Genomic DNA, 19816 nt, shown 5'->3' with positions numbered 1-19816 from the left:
ATGAAAAAAGCCCGGCGACAGCCGGGCTTTTAGCGCTTATAACCAACCTTTTCGTTTAAAGAACAGGTAGGTGCCAGCGGCTGAAGCGATCATCAAACCAATGGCCAGCGGATAGCCATAATGCCAATGCAGCTCCGGCATGATGTCAAAGTTCATGCCGTAGGCAGAGGCAATCACCGTCGGCGGCAGGAACACTACCGCGGCCACCGAGAAAATTTTGATGATTTTGTTCTGCTTGATGCTGGTAAAACCCATGGCGGCATCAAGCAGGAAGTTAATTTTGTCGAACAGAAACTGGGTATGGGGCAGCAAAGACTCGATATCTTGCAGCATATCCTTGATTTCTTTTCGGTTTTCTTCATCAAGCCGGCCCCGTTGGGCACGGGTGAGAAAACGCAGTGAACGCTGGGTATCCAGTAGACTCAAGCGGATTTTACCGTTGATGTCTTCTTGTACCGTAATGTTCTTCAAGATTTCGTCCAGCTCTTCCGCCTCGAAGACATCCTGGCCCGTTTGTTCCAGTACGGTGTAGACGTCTTCGAGAAGGTCAGAAAGGTATTCGACCTTTAAAATAAGCATCTCCACCAACAAGGAGGCCGGGTCAGTGGCGTCCATTTTGTCTTGCCGCAAATAGGCCCTGAACAGGCGCATTAGCCCCAAATCTTCTTCGCGCAGGGTGATAAGCAAGTTATCGCGCAGGGTAAAAGACACGTTGACGCCGCGCAGATCTTTACCGACCCGATGCGGAAACAGCGAGGTAATGTGCAGACCGTCTTTATCAGAATAAAAACGGGCCGAAGCCTCGATTTCGTTGATGTCTTCTTCTTCCGGCACTTCTTCCTGGAAATAGGTGGACATCCACTGGCGCTCTTCGTCAGTGGGTTTAAACACGTCCAGCCACAGGGTGTTGGCAGGCAGACGATCGTCTGTTGAGAGTTCTTGTACGTCCAGCATCTGGCCGTTGCGCACATAGGCATTGATCATAGGCGCTTCCTGGCTAGGGGATAATTAAGCTAGCTTATTCTATGCCAAGGTACTTGTGTAACTGAACCGACAAGCGCCAATTCCTTTCAATACAAGTCTTTATACAAAGCTCTGTGGCCCGTTTTCCTTGGCTTATCGGCTGTAAATACACTGGCTTTTCGCCGCAGCGCGCCAGCAAGGCATCTAAATCGTCGATATCACGCTCGCGGGCCACGGGGTGTTTAATATCATCGGCCCGCGCCAGCGCTGAATCGAGAATAGTAAAGCCACCTTTCATACCCACTTTAGGCGACAAGGTAATGACAGTTTCTTCAGGCACTTTAATCTCAAAGGTGCCCGAGGTTTCAATCTGTGTTTGATAGCCGGCCTGATGTAGCGCCGTACAAAGCGGCACCAAATCAAACATGCAGGGCTCGCCGCCGGTGATAATAACCAGTTTGGCGTTAAAGCCGCGGTCCCTAAACGTCTGTAAAATGCCGTCCCCATCACTCCAGGCCCAGCAGCTATTGGCCTCGGTTTTGACCAAAATATCGCCAAGGGGGCGCTCGTCTTCGCTATTTTGCTGCCAGGTATGTTTGGTGTCGCACCAACTGCAGCCGACCGGGCAACCTTGCAGGCGCACAAAGATAGCCGGAACACCGGTAAAACGCCCTTCGCCTTGCAAGGTTTCAAAAATTTCATTGACCGGATAGCGCATTCTTTGTGCCTCAAGGTTGAGAGGGGGCGGATGCTACCATAAAATGCTGGCCCCAACCGAGGTGAGGCGTCATGAGCAAAGTTGTAGTCATCTATTCCGGCGGCATGGATTCATTCACACTGCTGCACAAGGCCATTAAAGACGGGCATGAAGTGCATGCACTGTCGTTTAATTATGGCCAGCGCCATGTGAAAGAGTTAGAGGTGGCCGCCAAGGTGACCCTGGAACTGGGTATTGCCCATGAAGTGGTGGACATCAGTGCCATTCAAAGCCTCATTGCCAACTCGGCGTTAACCTCGGATATTGCCATGCCGGAAGGCCACTACGCCGAGCCCAACATGAAGCAAACCGTGGTGCCAAACCGCAACATGATTTTATTGTCATTGGCCATTGGCAAAGCGGTGAGCATTGGCGCCGATAAAGTGTATTACGGTGCCCATGGCGGCGACCATGCGATTTACCCCGACTGCCGGCCAGAATTTGTCAAGGCGATGAATGCGGTGTCGCAAATTGCTAACTATGAACCGGTTAGCATTGAAACGCCGTATTTGCTGGCCAGCAAAGGGGAAATACTGACCGATGGCCTGAACATGGGCCTGAGCTATAACGACACCTGGACCTGCTATCAAGGCGGCGACGCGGCTTGTGGCCGCTGTGGGGCCTGTCAGGAAAGGCTGGAAGCCTTCCGTGAAAACAACCTGGAAGATCCCCTGCCCTACCTGACTCGTGAGATTTTATGAAACAAACCTTATATAAAGACTTTTCCTTCGATTCTGCCCACCGCTTGCCCCACGTACCGGCAGGCCATAAGTGCGGCAACCTTCATGGCCACACCTTTGGGGTGCGGGTGGAAGTGCACGGCGAAGTAGACCCTCACACCGGTTGGGTGATGGATTTTGCTGATCTTAAAGCAGCAGTAAAGCCACTGATTGATCAGCTCGACCACTGCTATTTGAACGAGATTGCCGGGCTTGAAAACCCTACCTCTGAAGTGCTGGCCAAATGGATTTGGGACAAGCTGGCGCCGCAACTGCCGCTGCTGTCTGCCGTTTGGGTGCGTGAAACCTGCACCTCCGGTTGCCTCTATACCGGCGAATAAAAAAAGGCCGCAGCTGCGGCCTTTTTTATTTAATGCACTTGATAAAGCCCCAACAGCGCCAAAATCACCACGCCGATAAAGCACGAAATCACTTCCCCCACCAACCCCAGCGGCAACATTAAAAACCATTGGTTAATCGTGGCTTGCGCTAAGGGTGATTCCTCAATGGCTGTCAGCCGAAAATACAGTTGCGCTTCTTCTGGGTTTAACGGCTTTCGATGCATAAAACCTGCAATGGCAATGCCGCCCAGCAGTAACACCAGCACCACAACCATGTGTACCGGCCCGGCAATGGCAAAACCGAACAGCATGGCGGTGAGTACCAGCAGTAAGAAGGATTGATAAGTTAAGGCCTTAAAACTGCCCGACAAGCCTCTGCCGTGGCTACGCACCACCAGTGCCATCAAGGCCGCCGAAAGCGGGATCATTAGCCCGGCCAAGGTCGGCTTTACACTATAGATGGCCCCCCACAGGACGATAATGGGGCAGCTCCAAAAGGTCACTCCAATTACCGCCAATAGCCCATTTTGTTTTTTCAGCCGTTTTTCCAGACGCTGCTCAACCGTCAATTCCATGGCCAGTTCCTTTGCTTTTATCCTTGTTAGTTGACATTGAAGCAGCCAACAGTGGCCAATAACATCACGCCGCCAAAGCTCGATAAGCCGCCCCCAACCAGCCCTAGCGGCAGTACTAAAAACCAGTGATTACGCAGCGTTTTCCCTAATGAGGACTGCTCCAACCGCCCAAGCGTCAGCCATGCCTTACCATTGCTGATGGTCATTTGTGCGTGAAAAAGTAACCAAGTTCCGAGGGCCCCCATCGCCACCAAGGCAAACACCAGCGCCACCGGCACCGGTGTGGCAATGGCAAAACCGAACATCAAGGACGTCAGTAACAGCACGCCATAGCAGAGAAAGCTCAGTACTTGCAGCAAAGTACAAACACCGCGCCCATGCAGCCGCACCACCAAAGCGATAAGCGCGCCACTGGTGGGCAGCATAAAAACGGCGAGGGATGGGGCGACATGATAGAGCAGCCCCCAAATAAAGGTAATGGGACAGCTCCATAGCGAAACGCCTAATACGGCTAACAAACCACAAGGTAGCTGCGGGCGTTCAGAGGGACAGCGGCGATTGCTCAAATCCATGGTGGTTTCCTTGACACACCTTCTTGTACAAAGAGTGAGCGGCCTTTTTTGCACAAGACTTAAGCAATTTTCTTTTTTCGTTTCTTAATATGCCTTATTGGCTGTTAGGTCCTCAGCCAGTTTCAGCATCGGCTGCTGGCTAATGACCAACAAACCACCATTACTGCGGTCAAGCTCGCCAATCAAGGCAATCACTGCTGAAAACGACAACGCCAGCACTGAAACCACCATCAGGCTGCGGCTACCGCTTAGCCGAAACTGTAACCCGACTCCAACCATCGACAAAAAAGTCACCAGATACAGCACTAGCCAAATCATCTCGGGGACATGGTATTGCAGCGCAACCGTTGCTCGCTTGGTTTGCAAGTCGAACATGTCATTTAAGGCCGCCGCATAAAGCGCTAAGGCGGGGCTGTTATCACCTTGTTGAAATTGCTGGCGCATCTGCCGCCATAATTGGTTTTGAATGCTTTCAGCCTTTTCAAGATAACCGCGCACCTGCTGTGGGTTACGTGCACTTTTTAAGCGCAAGGCGACATATTGGCGCAGCCACGTTTGCGCTTGGACTCTGGCGCTGGCAGCCAGAAAATCGCTTCTTAAGTAAGCGGTACCAATGGCGTTAACTTCGTCCAGCAATAACTGTTTTCGGGCATCAAAGCGGTTGGCCGCAGCGCCGAAAGTAAAAGCCAGAATAAAGGCCAATAAACCCAAGGTGGCGCCGACGACAGAACCAATAGGGGCGTCCTTGGCGTGCTCTTGCTTAAGCAACGTCGCCCCAAGCCCAAAGCCAACAAACACCGCCGTAAACACCCAAATCAGCGTAAAGCCGTAAAAGAACCACGGCGGCAGATCCCTGACCAGATAGCCGATACTCATCAGACTCATCCTGCATCCATCCCTGACATAAGCGCCCACCTGAGCCTTGGGCTGTGGTAATACGCTTGGCCTAAGGCTTTGTAATAGTTCAGTTAGTGCCAGCATGCCAGAGCGGATAAATACATTAGCTCTTCTTTATAAAAGCGACTTTTCAGCGCTAAACCCGGCCACTTACTGGTACTGCGCCGCTGCCTATGTTACATAACCTCAAACTCTGCATTTTGGCTGTTATCAATGAGCACACCTGTTGTCTTTTTTCCTGGAACCCAATGCGACGAACGTATCTTTTTGCCGCTCTGGCGTTTACTGGATATCGAAGACCGCCGTTATGTGCCATTGCAATGGGCAGAAACCCTGGAGCAAATGCTGGCACTGGCCGACTATGCTGCTGAGGGCGAACAGGTGCATTTGGTGGGATTTTCCATGGGCGGTTATATAGCCAGTCGTTTTGCACTGGATAACCCGCAATTAGTGGCATCACTCACCTTGATTGGCTTTGATGCCGCCGGCCTTAGTGAAACCGAAGAAAAACAGCGGGCGCAAATTATCAAGAGCCTGGATCGGGGCCAATTTAAACCGATGTCAGAGGCCAGGCTCAGCATGATGGTCAGTGATGACAGCCCCAACAGTCAGGATGCCAAAGCGGTTGTGCGCGAGATGGAAGCAGACTTGGGCGGCAGCGTTGTCAAATACCATATGATGGCAGCCTCAAAGCGCCCGGATTTGCGCCCCGCATTGAATAAAGCCCGTTTTCCCATCCAGATAGTTGCTGCCAATAACGATAAAATGGCTTCGCTGTCGGCCCTTAACGCCATGCATCACGCTATTGCCAGTAGTGAGCTGGCAGTCGTTGAGCCAAGCGGACACATGATGCCGCTTGAGCAACCCGAGCAGCTGGCAGCCATACTCACACCGCTACTTAGTTAACCGCTAACCACAAGGGTTGGCCTCAATTAGCCAAGTTTTATTGCCTAGCCGCCAGTGGCTGATAAGGCCTTGGCTGTCGGCTATCATCAGCAAACGGGTGTCTCCCCAAGCTGGCGACGACACTTGCCGCTGAGGCTCACCCAGCACCGATTGCGACGAGGTAACAGTGGCTTGGCCACTAAACCGTTTTGCCGCTTCGGCCAAGCTTTCGCCTACCACGATATCGCCAGGTCCCTTGTAGTCTTTACTGTCCACATCCAAACGTTCAAAGCGGTTGTTTATCACCAAAAACGCCATGCCGTATTTTTCATCGGCATTAGGGTTTTCAAACAGCAACTGGCACTGGCTAGCGTCATCACTGCCACCATAGACAGGCTTTTTCACCGCTTTTTTCAGCGCGCTAAGGCTGGCACCAAAGGGAGCTTTGGCAAAGCCATCAATACTTATCTGTTGCGAACTTTGGGTTAGCGAACAAGCCGCCAAAAAAAGTGGCAATGTCCAAACTAGCGGCTTCATGCAACGCTCCCTGTAGCAAGTAAAACGCCAGCTTAACAGCAGGCATTCCAATAGGATGTGAATACACGCTATTTACCTTAAAAAGGTGCGCCTTAATTGAAAGCCCCTCGCGGCGTTGCTGGCAGCCAAAGCCGTGGCCGGGCTTTTCAAGCTCTCGCACCGTAAATGCGTGTAATAAACAGGCGGCTTTAGCGTCACTTTCCTCGCTTGGCGGCACAGTTGCGATTAGGGGCGCAGCAGCACGGCTAATTGCCAAAATGGCAACAACAACCGAAAGCACTAACCCTTAGTGCAAGCGGATATTTATCAGCCAGTTTCAGACGCGTTAACAGTTAATGGTCAGGGAAATAAGACGCTTTGATAAGCAATCTGGGCATTCTCTCGGATAAGGAAAAGATGTATAGTGAGAACTATTAGCGTTTGTGCTTAAAAGAAGAGCAGATGAATTTAGCCGATGTAAAAAAAGGGGTTGAAGCCATTGTCGTTGACGTCATCGACGCCTACGACCAAGACCCTATTGCCCGTCGTCTTCGAGAGCTAGGTTTTGTTGCTGGCGAGCCCATTAAAGTGGTGGCTCGCGGGCTGTTTGGCGGTAATCCACTCGTTGTGCAAGTTGGCACAACGCGCTTTGCCCTTCGCAAAAAAGAAGCCCAACGCGTCCATATTCAAGCTGAGTTTGTTAAATGACAGCCAATCTCCGTATTGCCCTGGTTGGCAACCCCAACTGCGGTAAAACTGCCCTTTTCAATTTGCTGACCGGCAGTAATCAAAAAGTCGCTAACTACGCCGGTGTTACCGTTGAGCGTAAAGAAGGTGTTTTTCATACCAGCGACGGCAATCTGCTGCATTTTCTTGATTTGCCCGGCGCCTACAGCCTGGAAGCCACCAGCCCTGACGAGGCGGTTACTCGGGACGTGCTAAAAGGCCAATACCGCGGCGAACCGGAGCCAGACGTTTTAGTGTGTGTTGCCGACGCCACAAACTTGCGACTGCATTTGCGCTTCGTGTTGGAGCTTATAGCCCTGGGCCGGCCAATGGTACTGGCGCTGAACATGATGGATGCCGCGCGAAAACATGGCATTGATATCGACACCGAAGTGTTGGCAAAAGAGCTGGGTATTCCGGTAGTAGAAACCATCGCCATCAACAAAGATGGCGCCAACAAACTGGTTGATAAGCTTAACCAGCGCGGTTGGGACGCCGCCAGCACTCAGGCAGAGTCATTATCGCTGGAGCAACGTCATCAGCGCGTGCGCCTGTTGATGGAAAAAGCGGTAACTATCACCGGCATCAAGAAGACCCTAGACGACAAAATTGACGCTATTGTGCTGCACCCGGTGTTGGGGCTGGTGGTACTGGCGGTATTGATGTTTTTTATCTTCCAGGCCGTTTTTTCCTGGGCCGAGCCGGTTATGGACCTCATAACCAATGGCATTACCGACTTGGGTTCCTGGGTAACGTCGCCCTTGCCCAAAGACAGCGCCCTTTTCAGTTTGCTAAATGACGGTATTTTTGCCGGGCTTGGCAACGTGCTGGTGTTTTTGCCGCAAATTCTAATTTTGTTCTTTTTTATCATTACCTTGGAAGAGTCAGGATACCTGCCTAGGGCCGCTTATCTACTTGATAGAATGATGTTCAGGGCCGGGCTTACTGGCCGCGCTTTTATTCCGCTGCTATCAAGTTTTGCCTGCGCTATCCCAGGCATTATGGCCGCTCGCACCATTTCCGACCCCCGCGACCGTCTGACCACCATTTTGGTGGCACCACTGATGACCTGTTCTGCGCGGTTACCGGTCTATACCTTGCTGATCGCCGCCTTTATTCCCAAACAAAGTGTGGCTGGCACCTTCAACCTGCAAGGTATTGTGCTGTTCTGCCTTTATTTTGCCGGCATTATCAGTGCGCTGCTGGTGGCTTATGTGATGAAGTGGCTGCGCCGCGACAAACGCGAGCATGCGTTGTTGATGGAACTGCCGTCTTATCGTATCCCCCACCTGCGCGACCTGGCTTATGGCCTGCTGCAACGGGCGAAAATGTTCTTAAAACGGGTGGGCGGCATTATTTTCTCGCTCACCGTTATCCTCTGGGTGCTCTGTACCTTCCCTGGCGCGCCGGTTGGCGCCACAGAGCCAGCCATTAACTACAGTTTTGCCGGCGTGCTTGGCCATTGGTTGTCATATGTTTTTGAACCGGTTGGCTTTAATTGGCAAATTTGTATTGCCCTGGTACCCGGTATGGCCGCCCGAGAAGTGGCGGTATCAGCCCTTGGAACCGTGTATGCCATGTCTGGCACCGAAGATATGGTGGCCAACCAGTTAGGGCATGTTATTGCCAGCACCTGGTCTTTGGGGACGGCGCTGTCTTTGTTAGCCTGGTACGTGTTTGCCCCTCAGTGTATTTCAACCCTTGCCGTTATACGCCGTGAAACCAATTCTTGGAAAGTCATGGCTGTTTCTTTGGTGTATTTGTTTGCCCTTGCCTATCTGGCATCCATGGCGACTTATCACATTACGGAGTGGTTACTATGATGTTTGACGTTATCCAAGCCGTTATTGTTACCTTGGTGGTCATTACCGCCCTGGTTATGGCGCTAAAAAAATATGTGCCAGCGGTAAAACGCTGGCAAGGAAACCTGGCCGATAAACTGCTTAAAAGCCATGGCCGATTTGCCCACTGGCTAGGCCTGAAGCTGCACCGCCAACTCAGTGCCGCCGGTGGTTGCGGCAGCGACGATGGCTGCGGTACCTGTGGTGGCTGCTCAGCGCCAGCAGCACCTGCAGAAAAGTCCCATGGCGTAGAGATTTTTCGCACCCGCGCCTAAGTGCGGTTAACTGACTGTAACGCCATCCTAGCCTTGTCATAAAAGCCAGGTAGAATGACCGCATAAAAACAATGGGAGTTTTAACATGCGTCATCTTGCTTGGCTTTTCTCTTTACTGCTTAGCACCCAGGCACTGGCCTTTGGTTTTAATGGCCACAAGGCCTTATGCCAAGCGGCTTACGATCTTACGTCAGCCAAAACCCAAAAAGCCCTTGATAACGTTGTGGCAAAGCAAGGCCACTACGGCTCTTTTGCCGAAAGCTGCACCTGGGCTGATGACATTAAAAAGGACCACCAATGGGACTGGTCCAAGCCGCTGCACTACATCAATGTGCCCCGCGGGGTCAGTAAGGTCACCGCCGATGATTGCGCCAAGCACGGCTGCGCATTAAGCGCCATTCGCCATTATCAGGCTTTACTTAAAGAGCAGCCCCAAGACTGGCAGGCTCTCTTCTTCCTGTCCCACTTTGTGGGCGATCTGCACCAGCCATTACACGTGTCTTATGAAGATGACTTAGGTGGCAACCGTGCCATGGTGACGTTTTTTGGTGAGCAGAAGAATTTGCATGGTATTTGGGACTATGGCCTGCTAGACCACTTAGGGGCTAGTAACTGGAAAGCCTTTGGTGACATGCTGGCCTCAAAGGCAAAACCGCAGTTTGCTAAAGGCACCCCGCTGATATGGGCCAATGAGTCCTATGCCATCACCAAGCAAATCTACGTTGATTACCAACACCATAAGGTATTGGCGCAACAGTACGTCGATCGTTTTGGCCCCAAGCTTGAGCTACAAATGGAAAAAGGCGCTGAGCGTCTGGCAAAAATGCTCGACAATGTTTATAACCAGAGCCAAACAGAATAAGATAAGAAAAAGTAAATCTTTTTTTTATCTTTCAAGGGGGCAAGGTCGCCCTATATATAGGAAACGGCCTTGCGCCTTCCATTACCATAAAAAAGACCTTGCCCATGCCGAACAAAATCAGCCGAATGCTTGTACCTGCTGCACTGTCCATGCTGTTAGCCGCCTGTGGTGGCGGTGGTGGCAGTGATAGCAGCTCCAGTGGCCCTAGCTACACCCTGCAGTTGGTCACCCTGCAACAAGACACCCTTACTAACACCAATTCCGATAAGTGCCAGGTCTATTACAAGACCAGCAGCACGGATGACGACGGTGATTACTACTATTACTACGCAACCGAAGTCAGTGACCCGACCGTTGCGTTATATAATGCCGACGGCAGTCTTTCTGAAACCCTTACCGTCAATGACGACGGCACCGTCAAAGTGCCGGAAGCGGATATTCCCACCGACGGTTATTTAGGGATAACCACCACCACGGCGGGCCAGGCCTTTACCACTTACAACGTGACCGCCATTACCGCGTCCATGCTCAGCTCAATGACCATGGCCGTTGCCAGTTCCGATACCAGCGGCGACTGCATCTCTGGCACCTACAGTGAATCAACCAGTAGCAGCGGCTACATGAACATCAACATTGATTCCGATGTATTCACCACCGCCCCGGCCATTTACAAGCTGGATAACGGTTATGACGATGTCACCACCACCGCCAGTAACACCCAGCTGACGATGACCATTTATAAAGATCATCCGTTGTTGGTAACCGCCTACGCTGACTACGATGCTGATACCGGTACCGCATCAGACATGGTTGGTTACGCCTTCATCAAGTACAGCGATCTTTGTAGCAAATCCACCAGTTGTTCCGGTGTTGACCTTGAACAACTCGACCAAACCCCTGCCATTAGCTTTGACGATGCCGATGCCACCGACAGTGCTTCACTGAAGGTACTCAACGACAGCGCCATCTATGACTGGCAGACCCTGGCTTCCAGCGATACCGAATTTGGTTATGCCGACACCCTGGCTGATGCCACTTGGTATTACAAAGCTGCGGGTAGTTACGTAAATTGGGATATCGACCGTCAGGCCGCCATTAGCTCACCTGACGCCGGTGTTGATGTTAGCCTGCTGGGCGACCTTAACCTTTCTGATGCCGACCCCAGCATCAGTACCAGCTGCACCACCGCCAGTTACGCCTGCGTGGATATTGGCGGCGCCGATTCCAGCGAGTTTGACTATCAGCGCACCATCGTTTCGGCATACAGCGGCACCAAGTATGTGGCGATGCAAGTTATTGGTACTGCCAGCGATGAAGTGGTACTGCCCCAAGCGGTAGACAGCTCAGGTAGCACCATTATTAGCGCCTCTGCTTTAGCCGATGGCAGCGTCACCGTGAACCTGTTCTCTGGTTCTGAAAATGCCCTGTTCCAAGCGCAGCGTGACGATAACCTCTCAGGCTCTAACGCCCTTTATTACGGCACCGTGCTGAAGACCTTGGCTCAACAGGACAGCTTGGCCGAGTCTTTGGCTGGCACCGATATCCTGAATGTGTCTCGCACTTACGACTCAGCGGACTAATCGCTTCCACAACGAAAAAGGCCCCTTTTGGGGCCTTTTTTATTGCCAAACGCCAGCAAACTGTTTTTTATTAAGCAAAAATTGCCCACTAAAAAAACGATTAACAAATAAGCGATTAAGCTTTAGCTTAGGGGAAAGTTGGGGGAGGCTTATCTATGAAAAGATTCTGGCAGGCGTTGACCTTAATACTCTTCATTGTGGTGATGCTGGCCCTTTACTACTATTCCAGCGAGTTAGGGTTTTAAAAAAGGCGGCATAACGCCGCCTTTTATCACAGTGATTTTAGCTGCTCGCCCATTTGCGACAGCTGGTCTCTAAGAGCGGCTGCTTCTTCAAATTCCAAATTCTGCGCATGCTGGTACATTTGCTTTTCCAACCTTTCCATTTCACTGGCCAAGGTTTTGGCATCCAAGTGGGCGCTGTCTTTACGGCCTTTCGCCTTACCTTTGCCCTTACCGTTCTCATCCGCTTTATCACCTAGCTGCAGAATGTCGGCCACTTTCTTGTTCAAGGCCTTGGGTACAATGCCATGTTCAAGGTTAAAGGCTTCTTGTTTTTCACGGCGCCGCGCCGTTTCATCCATCGCTCTTTTCATCGAGCCGGTAATGGCGTCGGCATACAAAATGGCGCGGCCATTAAGGTTACGTGCCGCCCGGCCAATGGTCTGAATCAGCGAGCGGTCAGAGCGTAAAAAGCCTTCTTTGTCGGCATCAAAAATGGCCACCAATGACACTTCTGGCATGTCCAAGCCTTCACGCAGCAAGTTGATACCCACCAGCACGTCAAACTTGCCCAGCCGCAGGTCACGAATGATCTCAACCCGCTCAACAGTGTCGACATCGGAGTGCAAATATCGCACCCGCACCCCGTGTTCATTAAGGTATTCGGTCAGATCCTCGGCCATTTTCTTGGTCAGGGTAGTGATCAGTACGCGCTCGTTAATGGCGGTACGTTTGCCAATTTCCGACAATACATCGTCAACCTGCGTCGCCACCGGCCGCACTTCCACCACCGGATCTAACAGCCCGGTTGGCCGCACCACCTGCTCGGCAATGTCGCTGCCGGAACGTTCCAGCTCGTATTTGCCTGGCGTTGCCGACACATAAACCGTTTGCGGAGCTATGGCCTCAAATTCTTCGAATTTAAGGGGCCGGTTATCAAGGGCCGACGGCAACCGAAAACCGTATTCGACCAAGGTTTCCTTGCGCGAACGGTCACCCTTATACATGGCGCCAATTTGCGACACCGTCACGTGCGACTCGTCGATGATCATCAAGCCATCTGGCGGCAAGTAATCCAGTAAGGTTGGCGGCGGCTCACCGGGGTTTCGGCCAGACAAATAGCGCGAATAGTTTTCAATGCCGGAGCAATAGCCCAGCTCTACCATCATCTCGATGTCAAACTGGGTGCGCTGAGCGAGGCGCTGTTCTTCAACCAGCTTGCTGCTTGTGCGCAGATCAGCCAGGCGGCCTTTGAGTTCCACCTTAATGTTCTCAACCGCTTCTAGCACCTTTTCACGGGGGGTTACGTAATGGGTTTTCGGGTACACCGTAATACGGCCAAGATTGGTTCTTAGCACCTGTCCGGTTAAGGGGTCGAAGGTGCTGATGCGTTCAACCTCGTCGTCAAATAACTCGATGCGCACCGCTTCTTCATCACTTTCTGCCGGGTGAATATCAATCACTTCACCTCGCACCCGGTAAGTGCCGCGGGAAAACGCCACCTCATTGCGGGTGTATTGCAGTTCGGCTAAACGCCGCAGCATGTCGCGCTGGTCAATAATGTCGCCTTGGCGGACATGCAGCATCATCGACAAGTAGCTTTGTGGGTCGCCCAAGCCGTAGATAGCGGAAACAGAAGCGACGATCACCACATCACGACGCTCCATCAAAGCCTTAGTGGCCGACAGCCGCATTTGCTCGATGTGGTCGTTTATCGAAGCATCTTTTTCAATAAAGGTATCCGACGCCGGTACATAGGCTTCCGGTTGGTAGTAATCGTAATAAGAAACAAAATATTCCACGGCGTTTTCAGGAAAAAACGCTTTCATCTCGCCATAAAGCTGGGCCGCCAAGGTTTTATTGGGCGCCATTACGATGGTGGGACGGCCCATTTGTTTAATCACATTGGCCATGGTGAAGGTTTTGCCTGAGCCGGTAACCCCCAACAAGGTTTGATGGGCAAGCCCCGCCTCTAAACCCTCAACCAACTGCGCGATGGCATTGGGTTGGTCGCCCGCGGGCTCGTAGCCTGAATGCAGAATAAAATCTTTGCTCACGCTGTCTCCCTGGTAAACCAACGATAGGCCACTGTGGCGGTAATAAGGTTAGCCAGCACCACGCCGCCAAAAAAGCCAGGCAATCCCCACAGCCAGCCGCCTAAATAGGCCAAGGGTACCGCGGCAACAAAAAAGCGGATAACGGACATACTCAAGGCTTTAGCGGGCTGGTGAATGGCATTAAAAGAGGAATTGGTGAGGATCACCACCCCCTGCAAGCCATAGCCCAGTGGCACAATAAAAATAAAGAGCCGGATAAGCTCCGCCACCTTGGGATCCTTACCAAAAACCCAGCTGATGGGAAAGGCCAGCGCCAACAGCAGTAAGTACAAAAAGCCCTGCCAGCCAAGCACAAAGCGCACCACAGTACGGTAGGCTTCACGCACCCGTTCGTATTGCCCTGCCCCCATATTTTGACTAATAAAAGGCGGCAAACTCATCGACAGTGCCAACACCACCATGGTGGATAACGATTCTAGCCGTGAACCCACACCGTAAGCCGCTACCGCTGTTGGGCCGAAGCGGGCTACCATCGCCGTTAATGCTGCCATGGCAAGCGGGGTCATCATATTGGCGCCGGCAGCGGGCAGGCCAATCACTAACAAAGCGCGCCAGTGGCGCACCATTTCCCGGCCCGGCCAGCAAAAGGCGGCCAATTGTCTTTTATACAGTAAAAACAGCACCCCCAAGGAGCCGCCGGCCCAAGCCAGTACGGTTGCCAAAGCAGCACCGGCTAATTCCATGCGCGGAAAGGGCCCCAGGCCAAAAATCAGTAACGGGTCCATAACCGCATTGATAATGCCCCCAAAATCATAAAACGGCTGGGGTACGGGTATCGCCATTGGCGCGCATAACGGAATTGGCGATCATCGGGATCGCCAGCATTGGGCTGCCAGCAAACCAAACATGCATGTATTTGGCAATTAACAGGCGCTGCGGCGCACTGGCGCCTAAGGCGTTGAAAATCACGTCTTCCAGTAACCATGCCAGCAACGCCAGCACGGCCACCAGCAACACCCCCAGCCAGATGGCGGCGTTACTTTGATGCTTGGCAGTGTCGGCTTGACGGCGCCCCAGGGCATGGCCTATCACTGCTGACGTGCCAATACCTAAGCCAATGGTTAAACTCACCAGCGTAAAGCTGACCGGAAATGTAAAACTGATGGCAGCCAGCGGATGGGTGCCGAGACGACTGACAAAAAGGGTATCGACCAGGTTGAAAGTCATCATGGTCGCCATTCCCCATATCAGAGAAACGGTCATCTGCCGCAGAGTGACTTTAATATCCCCTTGCAACAGATCATGAGCTGCGCGCGCCATGACTGAAAATCCGAACTAGAACCTAACAAAGCGGCAAGTTTACGCCCCTTAGCGGTAAACGACCATGTTTAACCGCTTTTTCGCGCTTTGTTACATAGCGACCTGTGAACATTCATTCCCATGCTCGAAAAAAAGCACGGTGTCCAGTGTTTTTTTGACTAATTTAGTCGGGTAATTCACACCCTAGCACTTTGATTACAGCTTTGTCACAATTAACAAAATCAGCCGCTGTAAGAAAATTACTTACCTCTTAACTTATTGATTTTATAAAACATATAGAGAACAAGCCGAAAGCGCGTTTTTTTCGCAAATTCTAAGCAAAGCCGCGTCAAACTTGGCGCATGCGCTTTTAGCCACAGAGTTATCCACAGAAAAAGTGGATAACTAAATCCAGCCCCCGTGGCCTCTGGCGTGTAGCCAGATCGCGCTCTAAAATTGCTGTCTTTGTAACGAAACTGACCAACTTCCGGTGACAAAACCATCAGTGAAAAGGCTTTTTGCTTAACAGCCCACCATCTTGTCCAAAAGGCAAGCAATTAGACCCTTAGAACTATCTTTAGTGTTGACAGCTCCCGGGGCCATGGATAACATTCGCCACCGTTGCTCCCCCGTAGTTCAGTCGGTAGAACGGCGGACTGTTAATCCGTATGTCACTGGTTCAAGTCCAGTCGGGGGAGCCAGAATCAACACGCTTATGGGCCAAGCCGGTAAGCCGCCTTAGGGCAAACAATTTATTCCCCCGTAGTTCAGTCGGTAGAACGGCGGACTGTTAATCCGTATGTCACTGGTTCAAGTCCAGTCGGGGAGCCAATTTAGTCGCGTCAGCGAGACAATTTATTCCCCGTAGTTCAGTCGGTAGAACGGCGGACTGTTAATCCGTATGTCACTGGTTCAAGTCCAGTCGGGGAGCCAATTTAAAAAGGTCAGCGCAAGCTGGCCTTTTGTTTTTTTAAGGCGACGTGCCAGCCATGTCACTGGCCTCGGCGGCCCCGTTAAGTCCAGTCGGGGGAGCCAATTTAAAAAGGTCAGCGCAAGCTGGCCTTTTGTTTTTTAAGGCGACGTGCCAGCCATGTTACTGGCCTCGTCAGCCCCGTTAAGTCCAGTCGGGGGAGCCAATATAAAAAGGTCAGCGCAAGCTGGCCTTTTTATTTTTTAAGTCGACGTGCCAGCCATGTCACAGGCCTCGGCGGCCCCGTTAAGTCCAGTCGGGGAGCCAATTTAAAAAAAGGTCAGCGCAAGCTGGCCTTTTGTTTTTTAAGGCGACGTGCCAGCCATGTCACAGGCAAAGCCTCCCCAAACACGTCGCACTATTTTAATAGTGCAAAACCCGTTAGCCACGCTGCGCGCCAGCCGCCTCAAACCAGCAGCGAAGACAGATAGATTTTTCGCCCCTAAGATGGAAAAAACGCCGCTTATAAGGTAGATCTGGACTTTGCCCCTAGGAATGTACCGACTTTAGCTGTCAAGAGTAGGTACCGCGCAGACATCGGAGAGCGCCATAACAATGAAACACAGCCCCCCTTTGACAGCACCTGTTAGCGTTATTGCACTTTTAGGCTGGCTGCTGTTGCTTTTGCTGGTTCTGTCTACGCCCTCTTTACCCTTTATGCCCAAAGTGGCTGGCTATTACTGAGCTTGGTTATTCCCATCGCTGCTGCCATTTTGTGGCTCTGGCAAAAACACCGTTTTAACCAGTATTTGGCCGAAGTCGATACCCAACTCACCACGCTGATTGACCACTTGCAAGACGGCGAAACCTACCCCGAACACCTAGCAATTAGCGCCTTTGACGGCACCCTCGCCGCCCTTGTTGAAACCCGCGCCCAGCTGCTGCGGCAAACGTCGGAGCAGCAGCGTTTAATAAAAGCCCTTAGCCAGCAAGTACAAAGCGATCCTTTAACTGGCCTGCCCAATCGCCGCGCCCTCAACGAGCTACTCAAACGCCTGGTCGACAATGGCCATACCCTGGGTATTTTGGTGATAAGAGCCACCGCCCTTAGAGCGCTAAACGACGATGACGGCTATGCGGTTGGCGACCAATACCTCAAAGATTTGGCACAAATACTCAAACGCCAAACCGGTAAACGCCAAAAGCCACGTAGCTTTCGTATTTCCGGCAGCGATTTTGTGGTGCTCATCAGCACCGGCGAATTAGGGGAACTGGACCAATTTGCCCAGCACATGATGGCCGAATTAATGGCCCTTAGGGCGCAATCTAAAGAGCAGTTACCGGTATACATTGGCGGCGCACTCTTTAAAGACGCCGAGCTTGGCACCGCCCTTTCTCAGGCCGATACCGCGCTTTCATTGGCCATGGCACAAGGTCAGCCCGGCTGGTATGTAGACAGTGGCCTTGGCAGCAATAAGTCCCTTGAGCAGCGAACCCAGCAGCAATGGCGCGAACATATCCAGTACTTGCTCACCGGCCAGGGCCTCACCCTGCTGGCACAACCGGTACAAGGGATTAACCGCCATCAGTTGCATTACACCGAAATTTTGGCCCGCTGCCACGACAAAGAAGGCCGCCTGCTACCTACCGCTTCGGTAATGGCCATGGCCGAACGGCTCGGTCTTATTCAGCAGCTTGATAAATTAGTCTTAGAAAAGGCGCTAACAGAGCTGGCAGATAAACCCTTGGGGCAGTCACTTTATGCCATTAACCTCAACGCCCTGTCGGTGCAAGACCCACACTTTGTGATTTGGCTGGAAAGGCGGCTACTGGCCAACCCGCAACTTACGCGCAGCTTGGTGTTCGAGGTGCCAGAAGCCGGGCTTATTCGCCAGGTGGGCGCCAGCCAGCGTTTTATCGAGCTTTTACATAAACTGGCTTGTCGCATCACCATCGAACGTTTTGGCACCGGCCTTGGCGCCATTCGTTTCTTTAAAGCCCTTAAGCCCGATTTTGTAAAAGTGGATGCCGCCCTTAGCCGCGATATCGACCAAGATAGCGACGGCCAGTATTACCTGCGCATTTTGGTGGATATCGCCCACCGGCTGGGGGTAAAAGTGCTGGCAGAAAATGTTGAAAACGCCGAAGAGCGCTTAGTGCTGACCGAGCTGCGTTTAGATGGCCTGCAAGGTTACTTCTTGGCAAGGCCGGTGCCTTTTGGCCCACGGGAAAACAGCCAATAAAAAACGCCGCTTTAGCGGCGTTTTTTCATGCAAGCTCGGCGGCCTTTTCGCTTTTTTCCTGGCTTAGCATCACCCCGGCCAGCACCAAGGCACAGGCGGCCATCTGCCAAAGGTTTAGGCGCTCATCCAGCAGCAACATCGCCATCAGCAGCGAAAACAGCGGAATTAAATTCACAAAAGCGGCCACCCGCGCTGCCGGTAGCCGGGTCATGGCGAAGTTATAAAGGCCATAGGCCCCCAGGGTGACTCCTAAGCCCAAGTACACCATTGCCCAAATTGATTGGCTGCTGAGCTGGGTTGGCAGCGGCGCACTCACCAATGCCATCGGCAAAAAGAACAAGGCGCCGGTAATGGCCTGCATGGCAGTTAGCCACAGCGGTGAGTAACGGTGGGAAAGCCGCTTTAGCGACAAGGTATAAATGGTGGCGCAAACCATGGCACCAAATTCAAGGCTGTTACCCAACACCGGATTGGGCGCCTCGGCCGACCGCTGGCCACTGGCGCTGAGCCAAATCACGCCCACTAACGCCAAGGCTAAACCGGCCCAAAGTCGGGTTGAGGCTTTTTCTTTTAATAGCAATACTGCCCCGCCCACCGTTAATAGTGGCAGTACGGCGGTTATCATGCCCGCCTGGCCAGCCGAGGTATAGGTAAGCGCTTTTGCCTCAAACACAAAGTATAGGCAGGGCTCGGCCAGCGACATGGCCGCGAATAGCCGCCAGTCGCCTTTTTGGTAATGTGCCTTGCCCCAAAAGCGATACATGGCCAGCAATGCCAGGGCCGCGATCCACATCCGGGCACAAATCACCCACAGCGGCGAGACCTCTACAAACACCACCTTGAGCACCACAAAGGTGCTGGCCCAAAGCGCCATGGCCATCACTAAAGCCAACAAAGGCATAAAAACCCCACAGACCCCCTGTTGTTAAGGGGAGGACAAAACACGATAATAAGCCGCTGATTCTACTTTGGCCGAAGGGGACCTAGCCACCCATGGGCGATTATTTGTTGCTATTGATAGGCACAGTGCTGGTCAATAACTTCGTTTTAGTGAAGTTTCTCGGGCTCTGCCCCTTTATGGGCGTGTCCAGCAAATTAGAAAGCGCCATTGGCATGTCTTTGGCCACCACCTTTGTGCTGACATTAGCTTCGGTGTCTAGCTACTTGGTTAACACCTATTTATTGGAGCCGCTGGGTATTGGTTACCTGCGCACCCTGTCATTTATTTTGGTGATTGCGGTGGTGGTGCAATTTACGGAAATGGTGGTGCAAAAAACCAGCCCGATGCTCTATCGCGTGCTGGGGATCTTTCTGCCACTCATTACCACCAACTGTGCGGTGCTGGGTGTGGCGCTGTTAAACATCAACGAAAATCACAGCCTGATGCAGTCTCTTATTTATGGTTTTGGCGCTGCGGTCGGGTTTTCGCTGGTGCTGGTACTCTTTGCAGCCATGCGTGAACGTTTGGCTGCTGCCGATGTACCGGTGCCGTTTAAGGGGCCGGCCATTGCCATGATCACCGCCGGCCTGATGTCTTTGGCCTTTATGGGCTTTACCGGTCTCGTTAAGCTGTAGTT

General features: G+C 52.2%; 20 protein-coding genes and 3 tRNA genes. 13 read left to right on the top strand and 10 right to left on the bottom strand.

From position 1 onward, the window contains the following. Positions 1-36: 36 nt before the first annotated feature. Positions 37-984 (bottom strand): magnesium/cobalt transporter CorA, encoded by a 948-nt coding sequence (gene corA, locus DW350_RS06690; protein ID WP_115718132.1) that lies wholly within the window; start codon positions 982-984, stop codon positions 37-39. A 34-nt stretch (positions 985-1018) separates the two neighbouring features. After that, a complete protein-coding gene (queE, locus tag DW350_RS06685; RefSeq protein ID WP_115718131.1) occupies positions 1019-1681 on the bottom strand; it encodes a 7-carboxy-7-deazaguanine synthase QueE in 663 nt (220 codons plus the stop codon). Positions 1682-1752: 71 nt separating this feature from the next. Here queE and queC point away from each other — a divergent pair, with 71 nt between their 5' ends. Both queC and queD read left to right on the top strand, forming a co-directional pair. After that, positions 1753-2421, top strand: coding sequence for a 7-cyano-7-deazaguanine synthase QueC (gene queC, locus DW350_RS06680; RefSeq protein WP_115718130.1), 669 nt, complete (start codon positions 1753-1755; stop codon positions 2419-2421). Further along, a complete protein-coding gene (gene queD / locus DW350_RS06675) occupies positions 2418-2780 on the top strand; it encodes a 6-carboxytetrahydropterin synthase QueD (protein ID WP_115718129.1) in 363 nt (120 codons plus the stop codon). Before queC ends, queD begins: the two co-directional genes overlap by 4 nt. A gap of 29 nt (positions 2781-2809) precedes the next feature. On the opposite strand, the gene DW350_RS06670 is transcribed toward queD, so the two are convergent. From DW350_RS06670 to DW350_RS06660, 3 genes are all read right to left on the bottom strand, one after another. Continuing rightward, positions 2810-3355 (bottom strand): hypothetical protein, encoded by a 546-nt coding sequence (locus DW350_RS06670; RefSeq protein WP_115718128.1) that lies wholly within the window; start codon positions 3353-3355, stop codon positions 2810-2812. A 26-nt stretch (positions 3356-3381) separates the two neighbouring features. Beyond that, entirely contained in the window at positions 3382-3927 is a 546-nt protein-coding gene (locus DW350_RS06665) for a hypothetical protein (protein ID WP_115718127.1), read from the bottom strand. An 84-nt stretch (positions 3928-4011) separates the two neighbouring features. Next, positions 4012-4812, bottom strand: a complete 801-nt coding sequence (locus DW350_RS06660; RefSeq protein WP_152032946.1) for a bestrophin-like domain — start codon at positions 4810-4812, stop codon at positions 4012-4014. A gap of 225 nt (positions 4813-5037) precedes the next feature. Here DW350_RS06660 and DW350_RS06655 point away from each other — a divergent pair, with 225 nt between their 5' ends. After that, entirely contained in the window at positions 5038-5730 is a 693-nt protein-coding gene (locus DW350_RS06655; protein ID WP_115718125.1) for an alpha/beta fold hydrolase, read from the top strand. Positions 5731-5733: 3 nt separating this feature from the next. Here DW350_RS06655 and DW350_RS06650 read toward each other — a convergent pair whose 3' ends face one another. Beyond that, entirely contained in the window at positions 5734-6246 is a 513-nt protein-coding gene (locus DW350_RS06650) for a hypothetical protein (RefSeq protein WP_115718124.1), read from the bottom strand. A gap of 441 nt (positions 6247-6687) precedes the next feature. On the opposite strand from DW350_RS06650, the gene DW350_RS06645 reads away from it, so the two are divergent. The 5 genes from DW350_RS06645 to DW350_RS06625 all read left to right on the top strand — a co-directional run bounded on the left by DW350_RS06645 (position 6688) and on the right by DW350_RS06625 (position 11509). Continuing rightward, positions 6688-6933, top strand: coding sequence for a FeoA family protein (locus DW350_RS06645; protein ID WP_115718123.1), 246 nt, complete (start codon positions 6688-6690; stop codon positions 6931-6933). Next, the gene (gene feoB, locus DW350_RS06640) at positions 6930-8774 is read left to right on the top strand and encodes a ferrous iron transporter B (protein ID WP_115718122.1); all 1845 of its coding nucleotides are present in this window, start codon (positions 6930-6932) and stop codon (positions 8772-8774) included. Before DW350_RS06645 ends, feoB begins: the two co-directional genes overlap by 4 nt. Continuing rightward, entirely contained in the window at positions 8771-9067 is a 297-nt protein-coding gene (locus DW350_RS06635; protein WP_115718121.1) for a DUF6587 family protein, read from the top strand. The genes feoB and DW350_RS06635 overlap by 4 nt, the downstream gene beginning before the upstream one ends. Positions 9068-9152: 85 nt before the next feature. Continuing rightward, entirely contained in the window at positions 9153-9929 is a 777-nt protein-coding gene (locus DW350_RS06630; RefSeq protein WP_115718120.1) for a S1/P1 nuclease, read from the top strand. A 104-nt stretch (positions 9930-10033) separates the two neighbouring features. Beyond that, entirely contained in the window at positions 10034-11509 is a 1476-nt protein-coding gene (locus DW350_RS06625) for a hypothetical protein (protein WP_115718119.1), read from the top strand. Positions 11510-11780: 271 nt separating this feature from the next. Here DW350_RS06625 and uvrB read toward each other — a convergent pair whose 3' ends face one another. Genes uvrB through DW350_RS19805 form a run of 3 tightly spaced genes read right to left on the bottom strand, consistent with a single transcriptional unit; the run spans position 11781 to position 15107 of the window. Then, entirely contained in the window at positions 11781-13787 is a 2007-nt protein-coding gene (gene uvrB / locus DW350_RS06620; protein WP_115718118.1) for an excinuclease ABC subunit UvrB, read from the bottom strand. After that, entirely contained in the window at positions 13784-14629 is an 846-nt protein-coding gene (locus tag DW350_RS19810; protein ID WP_336406982.1) for an MATE family efflux transporter, read from the bottom strand. The genes uvrB and DW350_RS19810 overlap by 4 nt, the downstream gene beginning before the upstream one ends. Then, on the bottom strand, positions 14598-15107 hold the full coding sequence (locus DW350_RS19805) for an MATE family efflux transporter (RefSeq protein ID WP_336406981.1): 510 nt from the start codon (positions 15105-15107) through the stop codon (positions 14598-14600). Before DW350_RS19805 ends, DW350_RS19810 begins: the two co-directional genes overlap by 32 nt. Before the next feature lie 604 nt (positions 15108-15711). On the opposite strand from DW350_RS19805, the gene DW350_RS06610 reads away from it, so the two are divergent. From DW350_RS06610 to DW350_RS06595, 4 genes are all read left to right on the top strand, one after another. Further along, a tRNA-Asn gene (locus DW350_RS06610) sits at positions 15712-15787 on the top strand. A gap of 55 nt (positions 15788-15842) precedes the next feature. Continuing rightward, a tRNA-Asn gene (locus tag DW350_RS06605) sits at positions 15843-15917 on the top strand. A gap of 28 nt (positions 15918-15945) precedes the next feature. Next, positions 15946-16019, top strand: a tRNA-Asn gene (locus tag DW350_RS06600). Between the two features lie 723 nt (positions 16020-16742). Continuing rightward, positions 16743-18239, top strand: coding sequence for an EAL domain-containing protein (locus DW350_RS06595; protein WP_115718117.1), 1497 nt, complete (start codon positions 16743-16745; stop codon positions 18237-18239). Between the two features lie 25 nt (positions 18240-18264). Here DW350_RS06595 and DW350_RS06590 read toward each other — a convergent pair whose 3' ends face one another. Next, complete coding sequence (locus tag DW350_RS06590; protein WP_115718116.1) at positions 18265-19140, bottom strand: DMT family transporter; 876 nt, start codon at positions 19138-19140, stop codon at positions 18265-18267. Positions 19141-19232: 92 nt separating this feature from the next. Here DW350_RS06590 and rsxA point away from each other — a divergent pair, with 92 nt between their 5' ends. After that, on the top strand, positions 19233-19814 hold the full coding sequence (rsxA, locus tag DW350_RS06585; RefSeq protein WP_115718115.1) for an electron transport complex subunit RsxA: 582 nt from the start codon (positions 19233-19235) through the stop codon (positions 19812-19814). Positions 19815-19816 lie beyond the last annotated feature (2 nt).

The sequence above is a fragment of the Gallaecimonas mangrovi genome, from assembly GCF_003367375.1.
In the GTDB taxonomy this organism is placed as follows: Bacteria; Pseudomonadota; Gammaproteobacteria; order Enterobacterales; family Gallaecimonadaceae; genus Gallaecimonas; species Gallaecimonas mangrovi.
This window is presented reverse-complemented; position numbering and strand designations above follow the sequence as displayed.

Coding starts and splice junctions, on each gene's coding strand:
- queD (WP_115718129.1), top strand. CDS start 2,418: ATGAAACAAACCTTATATAAAGACTTTTCCTTCGATTCTGCCCACCGC.
- DW350_RS06630 (WP_115718120.1), top strand. CDS start 9,153: ATGCGTCATCTTGCTTGGCTTTTCTCTTTACTGCTTAGCACCCAGGCA.
- feoB (WP_115718122.1), top strand. CDS start 6,930: ATGACAGCCAATCTCCGTATTGCCCTGGTTGGCAACCCCAACTGCGGT.
- DW350_RS06665 (WP_115718127.1), bottom strand. CDS start 3,927: ATGGATTTGAGCAATCGCCGCTGTCCCTCTGAACGCCCGCAGCTACCT.
- DW350_RS06635 (WP_115718121.1), top strand. CDS start 8,771: ATGATGTTTGACGTTATCCAAGCCGTTATTGTTACCTTGGTGGTCATT.
- queE (WP_115718131.1), bottom strand. CDS start 1,681: ATGCGCTATCCGGTCAATGAAATTTTTGAAACCTTGCAAGGCGAAGGG.
- DW350_RS19810 (WP_336406982.1), bottom strand. CDS start 14,629: ATGGCGATACCCGTACCCCAGCCGTTTTATGATTTTGGGGGCATTATC.
- rsxA (WP_115718115.1), top strand. CDS start 19,233: ATGGGCGATTATTTGTTGCTATTGATAGGCACAGTGCTGGTCAATAAC.
- DW350_RS06590 (WP_115718116.1), bottom strand. CDS start 19,140: ATGCCTTTGTTGGCTTTAGTGATGGCCATGGCGCTTTGGGCCAGCACC.
- DW350_RS06645 (WP_115718123.1), top strand. CDS start 6,688: ATGAATTTAGCCGATGTAAAAAAAGGGGTTGAAGCCATTGTCGTTGAC.
- corA (WP_115718132.1), bottom strand. CDS start 984: ATGATCAATGCCTATGTGCGCAACGGCCAGATGCTGGACGTACAAGAA.
- DW350_RS19805 (WP_336406981.1), bottom strand. CDS start 15,107: ATGGCGCGCGCAGCTCATGATCTGTTGCAAGGGGATATTAAAGTCACT.
- DW350_RS06660 (WP_152032946.1), bottom strand. CDS start 4,812: ATGAGTCTGATGAGTATCGGCTATCTGGTCAGGGATCTGCCGCCGTGG.
- queC (WP_115718130.1), top strand. CDS start 1,753: ATGAGCAAAGTTGTAGTCATCTATTCCGGCGGCATGGATTCATTCACA.
- DW350_RS06625 (WP_115718119.1), top strand. CDS start 10,034: ATGCCGAACAAAATCAGCCGAATGCTTGTACCTGCTGCACTGTCCATG.
- DW350_RS06655 (WP_115718125.1), top strand. CDS start 5,038: ATGAGCACACCTGTTGTCTTTTTTCCTGGAACCCAATGCGACGAACGT.
- DW350_RS06670 (WP_115718128.1), bottom strand. CDS start 3,355: ATGGAATTGACGGTTGAGCAGCGTCTGGAAAAACGGCTGAAAAAACAA.
- DW350_RS06650 (WP_115718124.1), bottom strand. CDS start 6,246: ATGAAGCCGCTAGTTTGGACATTGCCACTTTTTTTGGCGGCTTGTTCG.